15 protein-coding genes are annotated in these 14,139 nt (G+C 58.2%); 7 read left to right on the forward strand and 8 right to left on the reverse strand.

What is annotated here, in order from left to right; genetic code table 11:
* Positions 1-250: 250 nt before the first annotated feature.
* The 4 genes from K3754_RS04585 to K3754_RS04600 are packed head-to-tail and all read left to right on the forward strand — an operon-like array spanning position 251 to position 2,878.
* Positions 251-751, forward strand: coding sequence for a YbjN domain-containing protein (locus K3754_RS04585; RefSeq protein WP_203208846.1), 501 nt, complete (start codon positions 251-253; stop codon positions 749-751).
* Positions 752-784: 33 nt separating this feature from the next.
* Positions 785-1,600, forward strand: coding sequence for a pyrroline-5-carboxylate reductase (gene proC, locus K3754_RS04590; RefSeq protein ID WP_259941408.1), 816 nt, complete (start codon positions 785-787; stop codon positions 1,598-1,600).
* Positions 1,593-1,931: a tRNA-binding protein gene (locus K3754_RS04595; RefSeq protein ID WP_203208844.1), complete on the forward strand. Its 339-nt coding sequence runs from the start codon at positions 1,593-1,595 to the stop codon at positions 1,929-1,931. Before proC ends, K3754_RS04595 begins: the two co-directional genes overlap by 8 nt.
* Positions 1,928-2,878, forward strand: a complete 951-nt coding sequence (locus tag K3754_RS04600; RefSeq protein WP_259941410.1) for a D-glycerate dehydrogenase — start codon at positions 1,928-1,930, stop codon at positions 2,876-2,878. Before K3754_RS04595 ends, K3754_RS04600 begins: the two co-directional genes overlap by 4 nt.
* Positions 2,879-2,926: 48 nt before the next feature.
* On the opposite strand, the gene K3754_RS04605 is transcribed toward K3754_RS04600, so the two are convergent.
* Both K3754_RS04605 and K3754_RS04610 read right to left on the reverse strand, forming a co-directional pair.
* Complete coding sequence (locus tag K3754_RS04605) at positions 2,927-4,129, reverse strand: GAF domain-containing sensor histidine kinase (RefSeq protein WP_259941412.1); 1,203 nt, start codon at positions 4,127-4,129, stop codon at positions 2,927-2,929.
* 111 nt (positions 4,130-4,240) lie between these two features.
* Positions 4,241-4,819, reverse strand: coding sequence for a thymidine kinase (locus K3754_RS04610; protein ID WP_259941414.1), 579 nt, complete (start codon positions 4,817-4,819; stop codon positions 4,241-4,243).
* A 207-nt stretch (positions 4,820-5,026) separates the two neighbouring features.
* Between K3754_RS04610 and K3754_RS04615 the strand changes: the two genes are divergently transcribed.
* Entirely contained in the window at positions 5,027-5,485 is a 459-nt protein-coding gene (locus tag K3754_RS04615; protein WP_203208840.1) for a hypothetical protein, read from the forward strand.
* Between the two features lie 20 nt (positions 5,486-5,505).
* Here K3754_RS04615 and K3754_RS04620 read toward each other — a convergent pair whose 3' ends face one another.
* Positions 5,506-6,630 carry a beta-ketoacyl-ACP synthase III gene (locus tag K3754_RS04620; protein WP_259941417.1) on the reverse strand — a complete coding sequence of 375 codons (1,125 nt, stop codon included), beginning with the start codon at positions 6,628-6,630 and terminating at the stop codon, positions 5,506-5,508.
* A 130-nt stretch (positions 6,631-6,760) separates the two neighbouring features.
* Here K3754_RS04620 and K3754_RS04625 point away from each other — a divergent pair, with 130 nt between their 5' ends.
* On the forward strand, positions 6,761-7,630 hold the full coding sequence (locus tag K3754_RS04625; protein WP_259941421.1) for a hypothetical protein: 870 nt from the start codon (positions 6,761-6,763) through the stop codon (positions 7,628-7,630).
* A gap of 3 nt (positions 7,631-7,633) precedes the next feature.
* On the opposite strand, the gene carB is transcribed toward K3754_RS04625, so the two are convergent.
* Both carB and K3754_RS04635 read right to left on the reverse strand, forming a co-directional pair.
* Entirely contained in the window at positions 7,634-10,966 is a 3,333-nt protein-coding gene (carB, locus tag K3754_RS04630) for a carbamoyl-phosphate synthase large subunit (RefSeq protein ID WP_259941423.1), read from the reverse strand.
* 139 nt (positions 10,967-11,105) lie between these two features.
* Entirely contained in the window at positions 11,106-11,876 is a 771-nt protein-coding gene (locus K3754_RS04635) for an alpha/beta fold hydrolase (RefSeq protein WP_259941426.1), read from the reverse strand.
* Between the two features lie 53 nt (positions 11,877-11,929).
* Here K3754_RS04635 and K3754_RS04640 point away from each other — a divergent pair, with 53 nt between their 5' ends.
* Complete coding sequence (locus tag K3754_RS04640) at positions 11,930-12,304, forward strand: hypothetical protein (RefSeq protein WP_203208835.1); 375 nt, start codon at positions 11,930-11,932, stop codon at positions 12,302-12,304.
* On the opposite strand, the gene K3754_RS04645 is transcribed toward K3754_RS04640, so the two are convergent.
* From K3754_RS04645 to K3754_RS04655, 3 genes are read right to left on the reverse strand one after another with little or no spacing between them, the layout of a single operon-like run.
* Positions 12,295-13,155, reverse strand: coding sequence for a DUF817 domain-containing protein (locus K3754_RS04645; protein WP_231024263.1), 861 nt, complete (start codon positions 13,153-13,155; stop codon positions 12,295-12,297). The genes K3754_RS04640 and K3754_RS04645 overlap by 10 nt on opposite strands.
* 18 nt (positions 13,156-13,173) lie before the next feature.
* The gene (locus K3754_RS04650; RefSeq protein WP_259941429.1) at positions 13,174-13,569 is read right to left on the reverse strand and encodes a cupin domain-containing protein; all 396 of its coding nucleotides are present in this window, start codon (positions 13,567-13,569) and stop codon (positions 13,174-13,176) included.
* On the reverse strand, positions 13,566-14,117 hold the full coding sequence (locus tag K3754_RS04655) for a TetR/AcrR family transcriptional regulator (protein WP_259941432.1): 552 nt from the start codon (positions 14,115-14,117) through the stop codon (positions 13,566-13,568). The genes K3754_RS04650 and K3754_RS04655 overlap by 4 nt, the downstream gene beginning before the upstream one ends.
* Between the last annotated feature and the right edge of the window lie 22 nt (positions 14,118-14,139).

Genomic DNA, 14,139 nt, shown 5'->3' on the forward strand with positions numbered 1-14,139 from the left:
TGTTCTTGAGTTTTTCTTGCCAAATGAAGAGATGCACCGCGTTATTTTGGTGTTCGGGCCGACTTACACACAAGATATTGGAGTTATCCCCTACGAATTGTGGTTATCCCCAGAAAAGGGGTTGCCAGATGCGCCCGCTGCCCGCACCATATCTAGTATAGGCGCTGGGTCGCCCCACGCCTTTTAGTGCAGGCTTCCATGTTTGGTGGTGAATACGCCGCCCGACCCGGATAAAAAAAGAGGTGGCGAAATGGCCCTGTCCGAGCAGTACCTTGAAGAAGATATTCATCCTATTGATATTGTTGAGCATTTGGCGGCTCATCATGATTGGGATTTTGATCGAATTGCGGATGATCAGATTGCGATGGCTGTGGAGGGGCAGTGGCGCACCTATTCCATCACCCTTGCCTGGTCGTCCTATGATGAGACTTTGCGCTTGATCTGTACCTTCGAGATGGAGCCGCCCGCCGAGAAATTGCCAAAGCTTTATGAGCTTCTCAACAATGTGAACGATCAATGTTGGGCTGGTGCCTTTACCTATTGGGCAGAGCAGAAGTTGATGGTCTATCGCTATGGTTTGGTGCTGGCAGGGGGAAATGTTGCCTCGGCCGAGCAGATCGACACAATGATCGGGGCCGCCGTGATGAGCGCGGAGCGTTATTACCCGGCGCTGCAGCTTCTGGTCTGGGGGGACCGGACGCCGGAAGAAGCCATTCAGGTTGCCATTGCAGAGGCCTACGGGCGGGCGTAACACTTTGCCCCGGAACAACCGGGGGGACATATCATGAAAGACAGCCGAATTGCATCGGGCGGCCTGGTGTTGCTGGGATGCGGCAAGATGGGATCCGCGATGTTGGCCGGGTGGCTGGCCCGCGGCTTGCCGGCCACGTCGGTTTGGGTCAAGGATCCCTATCCATCTGAATGGTTGCAGGCGCAAGGCGTGCATCTGAACCAACCTTTGCCAGAGACGCCAGCGGTGGTGCTGGTCGCAGTCAAACCGCAGATGATGGCCGAGGCCTTGCCGACTTTGAGGCCAATGGGCAACGGCGAGACTGTTTTTGTCAGTGTCGCGGCGGGAACCACGATCTCCTTCTTTGAAAATGTACTTGGCGCAGACACGCCTATTGTGCGGGCAATGCCCAATACGCCGGCAGCAATCTCTCAGGGGATCACGGCAATTGTCGCCAATGACGCCGCTGGAGCAGCCGCGCTGGATGAGGCGGAGGCGCTTTTGTCCGCGGTGGGTGCGGTTGTCCGGTTGGAGCAGGAGGCGCAGATTGACGCGGTCACCGGGGTCAGCGGATCGGGTCCGGCCTATGTGTTCCATATGATAGAGACCATGGCGGCGGCGGGTGAGGCGCAAGGGTTGCCAGCCGGTCTATCAATGCAATTGGCCAAGGCAACCGTGGCCGGGGCAGGTGCCTTGGCGATGGCGGCAGAGGAAAGCCCAACGCAGTTGCGGGTCAATGTGACCAGCCCCAATGGCACCACGCAGGCCGCGCTTGAGGTGTTGATGGATGAAAAAGACGGCTTTCCTGCCTTGCTGCAGCGGGCGGTGAAGGCGGCAACAGACAGATCGAAGGAACTGGCAGGTGGCTGAGATATCATTTGATGATTTCATGAAGGTGGATGTTCGGGTTGGCACGGTGACGCGGGCCGAACCCTTTCCGGAGGCGCGAAAGCCTGCGATCAAGATGTGGATCGATTTCGGGCCAGAGATTGGTGAGCGCAAGACATCCGCGCAGATCACCGTGCATTACACGCCTGAGAACCTGGTCGGGCGGCAGGTGATGGGCGTGGTCAATTTCCCGCCCCGGCAAATCGGGCCGTTCATGTCAGAGGTTCTGGTTTTGGGAACGCCGGATGCGGACGGCGCGATCGTGCTTTTGCAACCCGGCCAAGAGGTGCCGAACGGAGGGCGGATGCATTGAATAAGGTTTTGGTAACGCGGCCCCTGCCGGAGGCCGTCACATCGCAACTGACCGCTGTGGAACTGACAGTGCGCGATGAGACATTGCCGTTGACCGCGCAGGAATTGCGGGCCGCATTATCCGAGTATGACGCGGTTTTGCCGACCTTGGGCGATGCATTCTCGGCCGCGGTTTTTGCAGATGTGCCTGCGCCGCGCTGCCGTTTGCTGGCGAATTTCGGTGTTGGCTATAACCACATTGATGCAGCGGCGGCCAAGGCGGCGGGGATCACTGTCACCAACACACCCGGCGCAGTGACCGATGCCACTGCGGATATTGCAATGACGCTGATGCTCATGTCGGCTCGGCGTGCCGGCGAAGGGGAACGGTTTGTGCGTTCCGGCACTTGGCCGGGGTGGCATCCGACGCAGATGCTGGGCCTGCATCTGACGGGCAAGACGGTTGGGATCGTCGGTATGGGCCGGATCGGACAGGCGATTGCGCGGCGCTGCCATTTTGGGTTTGGCATGGATGTGGCCTATTTCAGCCGCAGCGAGAAGACGCTGGCCTATCCGGCGCAACAATATTCCGACCTCAAAGAGATGGCCGGAAAAGTTGATATCATGGTGGCAGCTGTACCGGGCAGTCCGCAGACCCATCATTTGATTGATGCTGCGGTGTTGGATGCGATGCAACCCCATGGCCATCTGATCAACATCTCGCGGGGAGATGTTGTTGAAGAGGCCGCTTTGATCACAGCCTTGCAAGACCGGCGGATCGGTGGTGCCGGGCTGGATGTTTACGAATTCGAGCCGAAAGTGCCTGCGGCGCTGCGGGAACTGGAGAATGTCGTGCTGTTGCCGCATCTGGGCACCTCCGCACTGGAGGTGCGGGTCGAAATGGGGCTGATGGCGGTTGAGAATATTCAGGCGTTTTTGGCCGGAAAGACACCGCCAAACGCAGTGTAGAAAAGGCGCTGCACCGGTAAGAGGATGCAGCGCCTGTAGATCTCGGGTCTAGTTGACCGTCCGCCATTTGGGCAGGCGAATGCAGGCCACGGTCTGGGTTGGTTCGGCCCGGACCTCAAATTCACCGCCGTGCAGTTCAACAAGTTTGCGGGTCAGGGGCAGGCCAAGACCAAGGCCGCCGCCGGTGCCGCGTTTTTCGATGTCGCCGCCCACGATGAAGGGTTTGTAAAGCTCGGCCAGCTCGACGTGATCGTCGATGCTGCCATTGTCGGCAACACAAATTTCGACGTTTCCGGCTGGGTCATGACCGCAGGATATCGCAATCTCGTCACCGCCATGCAGAACGGAATTGAGCATCAGTGAGGTCAGGCAGATCTTGATGTGTTCTTGATCCACAAGAATTTCACCGTGCATATCCGTTGTCGGGTTGACGATGGTCTTGCCAACTTCGGCTACGCTGAATTGATGGTTTTGCCGCAGATCATCCAGCAGATCGGCCATATTGGTTGACTGCTCGTTCAGTTGCAATTCACCAGTGTTGATGTTGCTGAACTTCAGAATGGAATCGATCAGCGTCGACAGATGTTCGCTGGATTTGATTGAACTGTTGGCCAGCTTTTTGCTGACCTGGTCTTCAAGGCGGGACTCGAGGATGCGCATCGCACCGTGAACGATGGTCAGGGGCGTGCGCAGCTCATGACCAACAAGTGTGAGAAAAGCCGACTGGCCTTGATCACTAGGCACGGCAGCAGGTTCTGCAGGGGCTTTTTCCAATGCGGCCACAACCGCGCGGCCCATGTCCTTGAGCACAGCCATATCGCGTTCACTGGGGGCCTCATGCGGGACCACATCCAAGGCGCAAAGGCTGCCGAAGCGATAACCGGACGACAAGATCAGCGGCACACCGGCATAAAACCGGGCTTGAGGGCCGCCTTCGGCAACCATCGGGTGATCGGCAAACTTGGGATCTTTGCTGAGATCGGGGATAATCATCGGCTGTTCGGTCATGATCGTATGGGTGCAGAACGATTGATTCTTTGGCATTTCGCCCAGTTCAATGCCGATCACCGATTTGTACCACTGTGTGTCTTGTTCCACGACAGAGATATGCGCGATAGGACAGCCAAACAGCTTGGCCGTCGCATCGCACAGTGCATCAAACAACGCTTCGTTTTCGCGGGTCAGACCCGGCACATGCTGCACGGCAGCGACACGGGCTTCTTCATTGAAGGGAATTGGGTGGGTTCTCATATCCGGCCTCAATATGTTTTGGGTTCAAATCAATATTTTTGCCTGAGCTAAGGGAAGATCAGGTCAAAAATTGGGCAGGACTTCGGTAAATATTGGCAGGGGCGTGTGAAATCAGTCTTCGACCGCCTCGCGCCAGTGTCGGCGGCACAGGGAAACATAGGTCTCATTCCCGCCGATCTGGACTTGTGCGCCGTCTTTCAAGACGGTGCCATCCGCCGCCGTCCGGACAACCATGGTCGCTTTTTTCCCGCAATGGCAGATGGTGCGGACTTCGCGCATTTCATCGCTCAGCGCCAGCAGGGTGGCCGATCCGGGAAACAGCTCTCCGCGGAAATCGACACGTAGGCCGAAACACATGATCGGCACCCGCAGATCGTCCACAGCGCGGGCCAGTTGCCACACCTGTTCGGGCTCCAGAAACTGTGCCTCATCAATGAACACACAGGCGCAGGGCCCGGCGTCGATCCGATTTTCAATCTTGGCAAAGAGATCTTCGCCGGGGGCAAAGGTATCGGCCTTTTCGCCAATGCCGATCCGCGAGGCGATGCGCCCTTCGCCGGCGCGATTGTCAAACTGGGCGGTCAAAAGATAGGGCACCATGCCCCGTTCGACATAGTTATGCGCCGCCTGAAGCAGTACCGTCGATTTGCCCGCGTTCATGGTGGAATAGTGAAAGTACAGTTTTGCCATGGCCGTGTTGGTACGCCATCGGGCGGGCGGGCTTCAAGCGTTCGGCGGCCGAAAACCGACCGGCGGGCGCAATTTCCGGTGAGGCCAAAAGAAGCAGACGCCGTTTTATAAATGACAAGTCGGGGTGGTTTGAGTAAGGGGTCTACCAACGGGCCGGTTTTCTGCGACAATAAGAAACGGGCAAGCGAGCGGCGGGGAGGCTGAGACATGGCCGGTATGGGCAGTTATCTGAAGAAACACACCGAAGCATTGGTGAAAGATGTTGGCATCGAGCCCGCGTGCGAAGTGACCGGTAAATCCAAGGCGACCTTGGGTCGTTACTATTCAGACAACCCTGAACATTCTGATCGTTTCATGCCCATTGATGCCGTGGCGCAGCTGGAAGAGGCCGCTGGCTATCCTCATGTCACGGTCGCCTTGGCCGAGCTGCGCGGCGTTGCCTTGAACTTCGAAGGGCGGCGGGCCAATTCCGAACGCTCGGGCAATGTGAATTCAGATGTGATCGCGCTCAGCCAACGGTTTGCGCTTTTGATGGCAGAGTATCAGCAGTCCATAGAAGACGGGCAGATCTCTGTGAACGAAGCCAAGCGATTGCTGAAAGAAACCACCCTGTTGCAGCAGGTGCTGGTGGACATGAAGCTGAACCTCGAAGACGAAAGCGGCTGATAGCAGGGGCGGGGCAGGCGTTAGCCGTGCCGTTGGACCACCACGGAGCCAACGGAATAGCCTGCGCCAAACGAACAGATCAGCCCGGTATCGCCGTCTTTCATATCGTTGGAATGTTTGGAAAACGCGATGATCGACCCCGCCGATGAGGTGTTGGCGTATTCTTGCAGGATGTTGGGCTGCTCGCCTGGCTCCGGCGTGCGTCCCAGAACCTTGCGACCGATAAAATCATTCATGGATTTGTTGGCCTGATGCAGCCACAGCCGTTTGAGATCCTTCGCATCCACACCCTCTTCGGCCATGTGACTGGCGATATGTTCCGCCACCAGTGGCAACACCTCTTTGAACACCTTCCGGCCATTCTGCATGAACTGCATATCGCGGCGGTCCTTGACCCCATCGGGGCGCGAGCGGCGCAAAAAGCCATTGTTGTTTCGGATATTATTGGAAAAATCAGTGGCACAGCGGGTCGATTTGATCTCGAAATAGGGGCCGGTTGCTGCTTCTTCGCGTTCGATCAGGGTGGCGGTGGCGACATCGCCAAAGATGAAATGGCAATCGCGGTCGCGCCATTCCAGATGCGCCGAACAGATCTCCGGATTGACCACCAGCGCCGACCGGATGGAGCCGGAGCGCACCATATCCGCCGCCGCCTGAATGCCGAATGTTGCAGATGAACAGGCGACGTTCATATCAAATGCAAAGCCCTCGATGCCCAGCAGATCCTGTATTTCGATTGCCACCGCCGGATAGGCCCGTTCAAGGTTGGAGGCGGCGCAAATCACCGCATCCACATCGGCAGCGGTTTTGCCCGCCTGGGCCAATGCTTTGGTTGCGGCATCAAGGGCCATCTCTGCCATCAGGCTGGGTTCATCATCGCTGCGCTGGCGCAGCAGGGGATGCATCACCTCAGGATCGAGAACGCCGGTTTTATCAATCACATAACGCTGCTCAATGCCGCTGGCCTTAAAAATGAACTCTTCGGAGGAATGCTCCTTTGCATCCAGATCACCGGCCGCAATCGCATCCGCGTTTCGCGTATTATAGAGATCGACATAGGCGTTGAACGCTTTGACCAATTCGGCATTGGTGATGATCTGGTCCGGGGTGAAAACACCGGTGCCGGTGATGGCAGGTTTGAACATGAAAAGGCCCTCTTGCGTTGGGTCAGGGTACACATGCCGGGGCCAGCGGGGCAAGGGCGAAGGGGGTTCTGGGGTATTTGTGAGAGCGCAGGTCAGAAAGTTTTAAGGCTTTGCAGCGATGTTACCGCGGATGAAGCTGCAAAGGGCGATGACATTGGGTTTCTGGGTGCGGCTTTTCCTTGCCGTGTTTCTTTGTGCCGGACCTGCATTGGCGCAGGATGCCGGATCACTGCGGATGGATTTGATGGCGCAGCAGGGTCAAAGGGCGCTGCGGATCGCGAAATCCGCCTGTTTGGTCATGTCGGGATCACAATCAGAGCTGCACGCGGATGCGGCCACTGAAACCGCGCTGGAATTTGATGCCACCATGGTGCAGCTCATCGACGGGGACGCCGGGGCCGGACTGGCACCTGAGAAAGACGATGCACGGCGTCAGAGGCTGGAGGAAATATCGCGTCTTTCTAAAGGATTGACACGTTCTTCTTTGCAGATTGCAGCAGGGGATTTTCACACGATCCCTGTCTCTTTGTTGCTGGTGCGCAATCAACGGGTGGCGGATCAGATGTTTGAGGTTTTGTCGGAAGCGGCCCCAAGCTATGCCCCGGCTGAACAACCAACGGAAGTCCGCAATGCGATCGGGCTTTTGCAGGCCCAACATGCCTTGATCGAAGAATTGCTTCGCGATGTTTGCTATGCACGGCTGTCGCTTGGACCCGAAGATCACGGGGCGCAAATGATTGCAAAGATGCGCAGGTTTGAGGCGGCGAATGCGGCCTTGATCACAGGTGATGCCGAGCGCGGACTCTCCAAAGCCCCGAATATCAGTATCAAGATTGCCCTTGGCCAAGTGGACAGCAAATGGATCAGCCTTCACGCCCTGCTCAACGATGCCGCGACGGGCAAGGAACAGGACGTGCGCGATGTACAGCTTGCATCTGTGTTGGGCGAAACCCTCACCCACCGCATGACCAAACTGATCAAGATGTATCGAAAGCTGTGAGGGTTACCCCTGCAAGGATTTCACCCCAATCTCGTCTTCGGCCTGCGCCTTGATCGCCAGAGCGGCCGCATGTGAACCGGCCGCCGTGGTGAAATAGGGGATCTTGTCAAAGAGCGCGATGGAGCGAATGGATTTGCTGTCCTCGACGGCTTGGGCACCTTCGGTGGTGTTCATCACCAGATGCACGTCGCCATCTTTCATCATGTCCGTGATGTCAGGGCGGCCCTCATAGACCTTGTTGACCACATCACAGGACAATCCCTGACCATTGAGCCATTCGGCGGTGCCGCGGGTGGCGATCAGGGTAAAGCCCTGATCCAAAAGCACTTTGGCCGCTTCAAGCATATCCGGCGTTTTGTCCATGTCCTTGATCGACAGGAAAGCGCAACCGTTGCGTGGCAGCGGGTTGCCCGCGCCCATCTGCGCCTTGAGGAAGGCGCGGGGGAAGTCGCGATCCCAGCCCATCACCTCACCGGTTGAGCGCATTTCCGGCCCAAGCAGGGTATCAACGCCGGGGAAACGGGCGAATGGCATCACGGCCTCTTTCACCGAGAACCACGGCATGTTTGGATCGGCCAATGTCATCGGATCACCAAGCGGCAGGACATCGTCATAAGAGGCCTGCTCTGGATAGGCGGGACGCTTAGGGAAGTTTGACAGAGGCTCACCCGCCATAATCCGGGCGGCGATGGAAGCAATGGCACTGTCCGTGGCCTTGGCCACAAACGGCACGGTGCGCGAGGCGCGCGGGTTCACTTCGATCAGGTAGATCTCGCCGTCTTTGAGGGCGAACTGAATATTCATCAGACCAACCACATTCAATGCCAAGGCCAGGGCGCGGGTCTGTTTCTCGACCTCTTCGATCACGTCACGGGACAGCGAATAGGGCGGCAAGGAACAGGCACTGTCACCCGAATGCACACCCGCCTCTTCGATATGCTGCATGATACCGGCGACATGCACGTCTTTGCCATCGCAAAGGGCGTCAACGTCCAGTTCCACCGCGCCGGACAGATAGCTGTCGAGCAAAACAGGGCTGTCACCAGAGACAACAACTGCGGTCGAGATGTAGCGTTCCAACGACGCCTGATCACGCACGATTTCCATGGCGCGCCCCCCCAGAACATAGGAGGGACGGATCACCAGCGGGAAGCCGATGTCAGAGGCAATTTCCATCGCTTCGCTGTCGGAATGCGCGATGCCATTGTGCGGCTGCTTCAGGCCAAGGCTTTGCACAAGCTGCTGGAAACGTTCACGATCCTCGGCCAGGTCAATTGCGTCCGGCGTGGTGCCAAGGATCGGGATACCGGCCTCTTGCAAGGCGTTAGCCAGTTTCAGCGGGGTCTGGCCACCAAACTGAACGATCACACCGTGCAGGATGCCGTTTTCCTGCTCAACTCGCAGGATTTCCATGACATGTTCAAAGGTCAGCGGTTCAAAATACAACCGGTCCGAGGTGTCATAGTCGGTCGAGACCGTCTCGGGGTTGCAGTTGACCATGATGGTCTCGTAACCCGCATCGGTCAGCGCATAACAGGCGTGACAGCAGCAATAATCAAACTCGATCCCCTGACCGATCCGGTTGGGGCCGCCGCCAAGGATCACGACCTTTTTGCGGTCCGATGGGCGCGCCTCGCATTCCACGTCGCCCATCATTGGAGCCTCGTAGGTGGAGTACATGTAAGGCGTCTGCGCCTCAAATTCCGCGGCGCAGGTGTCGATGCGTTTGAACACCGCTTTGACGCCTGCGTTCAGGCGTGCGTTGCGGACTGCGGTTTCGGATTGCCCGGTCAAATGGGCCAGCCGTGCATCGGTGAAGCCCATCATCTTGAGGTGGCGCATCGCGGTTTCATCCGTGGGCAGGCCGTCGGTTTTGACTTGTGTCTCCGCGTCGATGATTTCGCGGATGCGGGCGAGGAACCAAGGGTCAAACATGGTCACGCCGTGAATTTCGTCATCGGACATGCCGTGGCGCATGGCTTGGGCAATGGTGCGCAGACGGTCCGGAGTTTGTTTGCTGATCGCTTTGACCAAGGCCGCCTGGTCAGGCGCGCCGGGAATGTCGATCTCATCAAAGCCGGTGAGGCCCGATTCCATCGAAGCCAGCGCCTTTTGCATGCTCTCGTGGATGGTGCGGCCGATGGACATCGCCTCGCCCACGGATTTCATCGCCGTGGTCAGGTTCGGCTCGGAACCGGGAAATTTTTCAAAGGCGAATTTCGGGATCTTGGTGACCACATAGTCAATGGTCGGTTCAAAGCTGGCTGGCGTCACGCCGGTGATGTCGTTGTCGAGCTCATCGAGGGTAAAGCCAACAGCCAGCTTTGCCGCGATCTTGGCAATCGGGAAACCCGTCGCCTTGGACGCGAGCGCCGAGGAACGCGACACGCGCGGGTTCATTTCGATCACAACCATGCGGCCATCGGCGGGGTTCACCGCCCATTGCACGTTGGAGCCGCCGGTTTCCACGCCGATCTCGCGCAGAACCGCGATCGAGTGGTTGCGCATGATCTGGTATTCTTTGTCCGTCAGGGTCAGTGCCGGTGCCACGGTGATGGAATCGCCGGTGTGCACGCCCATCGGGTCCACGTTTTCGATGGAACAGACGATAATCGCATTGTCGGCCGTGTCGCGCACCACCTCCATTTCGAACTCTTTCCAACCGAGCAGTGATTCGTCGATCAGGATCTGCCCCATAGGAGAGGCGTCCATGCCGGAGCGGCAGAAGAATTCGTAGTCTTCGCGGTTGTAGGCGACGCCGCCGCCGGTGCCGCCCATGGTAAAGGCGGGGCGGATGATGGCCGGTAGACCGATCTCTTCGAGGTCTTCAAGCGCCAGCGCCACACCCGCGGCAAGATCTTTCTTGCCGTCCGCGCCGATGGGCGCAGTGCAGATCGTGGCGCGGGGATTTTCGATGCCCAGACGGTCCATTGCTTCGCGGAAGAGTTTGCGATCTTCTGCCATTTCAATGGCTTCGCGTTTGGCTCCGATCATCTCAACACCGAATTTTTCCAGCACACCCATCTCTTCGAGGGCGAGGGAAGTGTTCAGCCCGGTCTGGCCGCCCATCGTCGGGAGCAAGGCATCGGGGCGTTCTTTTTCAATGATCTTGGCGACAATCTCGGGCGTGATCGGTTCGATATAGGTCGCATCGGCCAGCCCCGGATCGGTCATGATCGTGGCCGGGTTGGAGTTCACAAGAATGACACGGTAGCCCTCTTCTTTGAGGGCTTTGCAGGCCTGTGCGCCGGAGTAGTCAAACTCGCAGGCCTGGCCAATAACAATGGGGCCTGCACCAATGATCATGATCGACTGGATGTCGGTTCTCTTTGGCATGGCTATGGCCCCCGGATGTTTGCAAATTGTCCTGCGTTATAGGGATGGCAACGCCGGTTGCAAGGGTGGAATGGGGGCCAGCCCCCATACCCCCGGAATATTTTTGGCCAAAAAGGGCGAGGGTCTGCCTGTGTCGGGTTCAGGCGTCCAGAAAAATCCGGGCGGCGGCCTCGAATTCGCGGGGTTTTTCGGCATGCAGCCAGTGCCCTGCGCCGGGCAGTTTGGCAAAGCGGGCGGCGGGGAACAGTGCCTTGATTGTGGGGCGGTGTTCGGGTTGCACATAGTCGGATGCGCCGCCGGAGAGGAATAGGGTGGGGCCGTCGAAAGAGCCCGAAATTTCGGCGGGCCAGCCGATGATCTTGGGCATTTCGGCCTCAAGCACATCGAGGTTGAGACGCCATGCCTTGCCTGGCACATCCAGCGATTGGGTGAAAAAGCTTTGCAAGGCGCGGTCGACGCCCTGTTCGGCCAATTGCGCCTCAGCGTCCGAGCGGCGGGTGACGGCGGAGAGGTCAACGTTTCGCATGGCGTCGATATACATTTGCTGTGTGTGGCCATAGGCGGTTGGCGCGATATCTGCGACAATCAACCGGCGCAAAAGCTCTGGATGGGTCAATGCGAGCACCATCGCCGCCTTGCCGCCCATGGAATGCCCGCAGACATCGACGGGGATGTTCAGGTGGGTGATCAGATCGGCCAGATCCTGTGCCATGTCCGGGTAGCTTTGACTGGGCATGCGCGGGCTGGTGCCGTGGTTGCGCATATCCACGGTGATCACCCGGCGGCGGTCGGACAGGCGCTTTGCAATCACGCCCCAATTGCGGCCTGATCCGTATAGACCATGCACAATGATCAGGGCGGGGGTGTCTGCGGTTGCGGGGTTATCCCCGTATTCGGAATAGCTGAGCATGAGATAGGGGTAGCGCCATTGCAGCCCATGGGCCAGAGCGATTAAAAGGGGGGATGATTTATCAATCGGACATCGCTGTCAAAACCGAAGCCCTTCGCGATTTGTTGCGAGAGAAATTTGGCGTCAAGGCACGCGATTTGCGGCGTGCATTGGCGCGCACGGGGCGACGATTGCCGCAGGCATTGCACAGGCAGGCCGAGGTTCTGATCCGGGCGGAGCATGAGGCGAGTCATCCCAAGCTTGCATTGCAATGGGATCCGGCGCGGATTGATCAGGCCTTTGAGGCCGTGGCGGCGCATCTGCGCCAGATCGACGTGAAAGAGCGGCGCAAATCATACCTTTTGCGGATGGCCGGACTGATTGTGTTTTATCTGCTGGTGATCGTGAGTGCCTTTGTCTTTTGGATGTGGTGGCGCGGCTACGTTTGAGGCGGGTCATCCTCTGGTGGGCGCAGCGCGTCGCGCAGCACCAGCGTGACAGTGACAAAACTGACGTAAAGCAGCAAATACCATGACCCCATCTTGGCAAAGCGCACCATTTCACCGGCGTTTTGGCCCGCATAAAGCCATGTGCGTGTGGCTGTGCCGATGTTTTCAGCCACCCAGAGAAAGAAGCTGGTGAGGAAGGCGGCCAGAGGCAGCGGCATCCAATAGCGCCGTGCACCGATGTGAAACCAGATCCGTGTGCGGGCAAACAGCACAACCGTGGCGGCAAACAGCGCGATGCGGATATCCGGCAGATAGTGATGGGCAAAGAAATTGGTGTAGATCGCCACCGCCAACAGAACCGTTGTCCAATAGGGCGGATAGGGCGCGAAGCGCATGTTAAACAGGCGGATCACCCGTGCCATATAGGAGCCTACCGCCGCATACATGAAGCCTGAAAAAAGCGGCACACCCCAGATCTTGCTGATCGCATCGCCGGGATAGGCCCAACTGCCCGCGTTGACCTTGAAGATCTCCATCAGTGTGCCGGTCAAGTGGAACAGGGCGATTACACGGGCCTCCCGCCAGCTTTCCATACCGGTTGCGAGGAACAGGGCTTGCAACGCGAGGGCGTAGATCAACAGGGCATCAAAGCGTGCGATGGGCCAATGGGGCTGCCAGATGCGATCACTGATGATCAATCCGGCCAGCAGCAGGGCACCGGGAAAAGCGGCCCAGCCCTGTTTCAGCACAAACATTACGAATTCAGCCAGCGCCATCGGCAGGCGGGCGCGCATCCAGTCGCCCAGATTGCGTTCAAGGCGTTTCGTGCGGTTCGAAGGTGTCGCTTTCATCAGTAAGTGCAGCCGCGTTCAGGCGCTGTATTGGGCGTCAGTAACATGTTCCATCCAATCCACTGCGCTGCCATCCAGTTCCTCTTGCAGGGCGATATGGGTCATCGCGCAATCGGGCGCGGCTCCGTGCCAATGCTTTTCACCCGGTTCAAACCAGACCACATCGCCGGGACGCAGCGGCTTGACCGGTTCGCCTTCCTTTTGGGCCAGTCCGGCGCCAGAGGTCACGATCAGGGTTTGGCCCAATGGATGGGTGTGCCATGCCGTACGGGCGCCTGGCTCAAACGTGACGGTCACGCCGCGCAGGCGGGACGGGGCAGGGGTGTTGACCAAGGGGTCCATGCGAACAGTGCCTGTGAAATAGTCGGGGCTGCCTGCGCCCGAGGGGCGCGAACCTGCGGGATGGATGATCATGGGGTCTCTCCTGAATATGAAAGGGCGGCTTGCATCATGTGGCGCAGCCGGGCCTCATAGGCGGCGGTGCTTGGGGCGGGGTAATCCGGCAGTTTGATGGTTTTCTCGACCACGCTGATGCCCAGAAGCACCGCCATGAAAAGCGCGGTGCGGGCGGGGCATCCGATTATAACCAGCAGGGGGGCGTAGAAATTGTCATGGGTCAGGCGGCGCACCTTTTCGCCGACCTCGTCGTCATGGGCGTTTGACAAGATCATCCGCACAACCGATGGCATTTCGCCGCCCCTTGGGGCGGTGACAAAAAGCTGTGTCATCAGATCCATCAATTGATCTGTGGACTTGGCCCGTGCGCTTGGGTCGTCAAATGCACCGGCCAAGGTGGTGTCGAACAGACCCATCTTGCCGCCGAAATAGCGCGAGATCAGCGCCACATCGACGTCCGCAGCCTTGGCGATTTGGCGCAGAGATACCGAAGTATAGCCCTGCGCCCAAAGCAGGCGACGTCCGTGGAGGAGCAGTTTCTCGCGGGTATTCAAGGCTTTGGTCATAAAGGCAGCTTAAACTCCGGTT

This window comes from Sulfitobacter sp. M368, from assembly GCF_025141875.1.
Lineage (GTDB): Bacteria > Pseudomonadota > Alphaproteobacteria > Rhodobacterales > Rhodobacteraceae > Sulfitobacter > Sulfitobacter mediterraneus_A.

Bases quoted from the DNA above. Each gene is read 5' to 3' on its own strand.
- K3754_RS04585 (WP_203208846.1), top strand. From the start codon at position 251: ATGGCCCTGTCCGAGCAGTACCTTGAAGAAGATATTCATCCTATTGAT.
- proC (WP_259941408.1), top strand. From the start codon at position 785: ATGAAAGACAGCCGAATTGCATCGGGCGGCCTGGTGTTGCTGGGATGC.
- K3754_RS04605 (WP_259941412.1), bottom strand. From the start codon at position 4,129: ATGAGAACCCACCCAATTCCCTTCAATGAAGAAGCCCGTGTCGCTGCC.
- K3754_RS04610 (WP_259941414.1), bottom strand. From the start codon at position 4,819: ATGGCAAAACTGTACTTTCACTATTCCACCATGAACGCGGGCAAATCG.
- K3754_RS04615 (WP_203208840.1), top strand. From the start codon at position 5,027: ATGGCCGGTATGGGCAGTTATCTGAAGAAACACACCGAAGCATTGGTG.
- K3754_RS04620 (WP_259941417.1), bottom strand. From the start codon at position 6,630: ATGTTCAAACCTGCCATCACCGGCACCGGTGTTTTCACCCCGGACCAG.
- K3754_RS04625 (WP_259941421.1), top strand. From the start codon at position 6,761: ATGAAGCTGCAAAGGGCGATGACATTGGGTTTCTGGGTGCGGCTTTTC.
- carB (WP_259941423.1), bottom strand. From the start codon at position 10,966: ATGCCAAAGAGAACCGACATCCAGTCGATCATGATCATTGGTGCAGGC.
- K3754_RS04635 (WP_259941426.1), bottom strand. From the start codon at position 11,876: ATGCTCAGCTATTCCGAATACGGGGATAACCCCGCAACCGCAGACACC.
- K3754_RS04640 (WP_203208835.1), top strand. From the start codon at position 11,930: ATGATTTATCAATCGGACATCGCTGTCAAAACCGAAGCCCTTCGCGAT.
- K3754_RS04645 (WP_231024263.1), bottom strand. From the start codon at position 13,155: ATGAAAGCGACACCTTCGAACCGCACGAAACGCCTTGAACGCAATCTG.
- K3754_RS04650 (WP_259941429.1), bottom strand. From the start codon at position 13,569: ATGATCATCCATCCCGCAGGTTCGCGCCCCTCGGGCGCAGGCAGCCCC.
- K3754_RS04655 (WP_259941432.1), bottom strand. From the start codon at position 14,117: ATGACCAAAGCCTTGAATACCCGCGAGAAACTGCTCCTCCACGGACGT.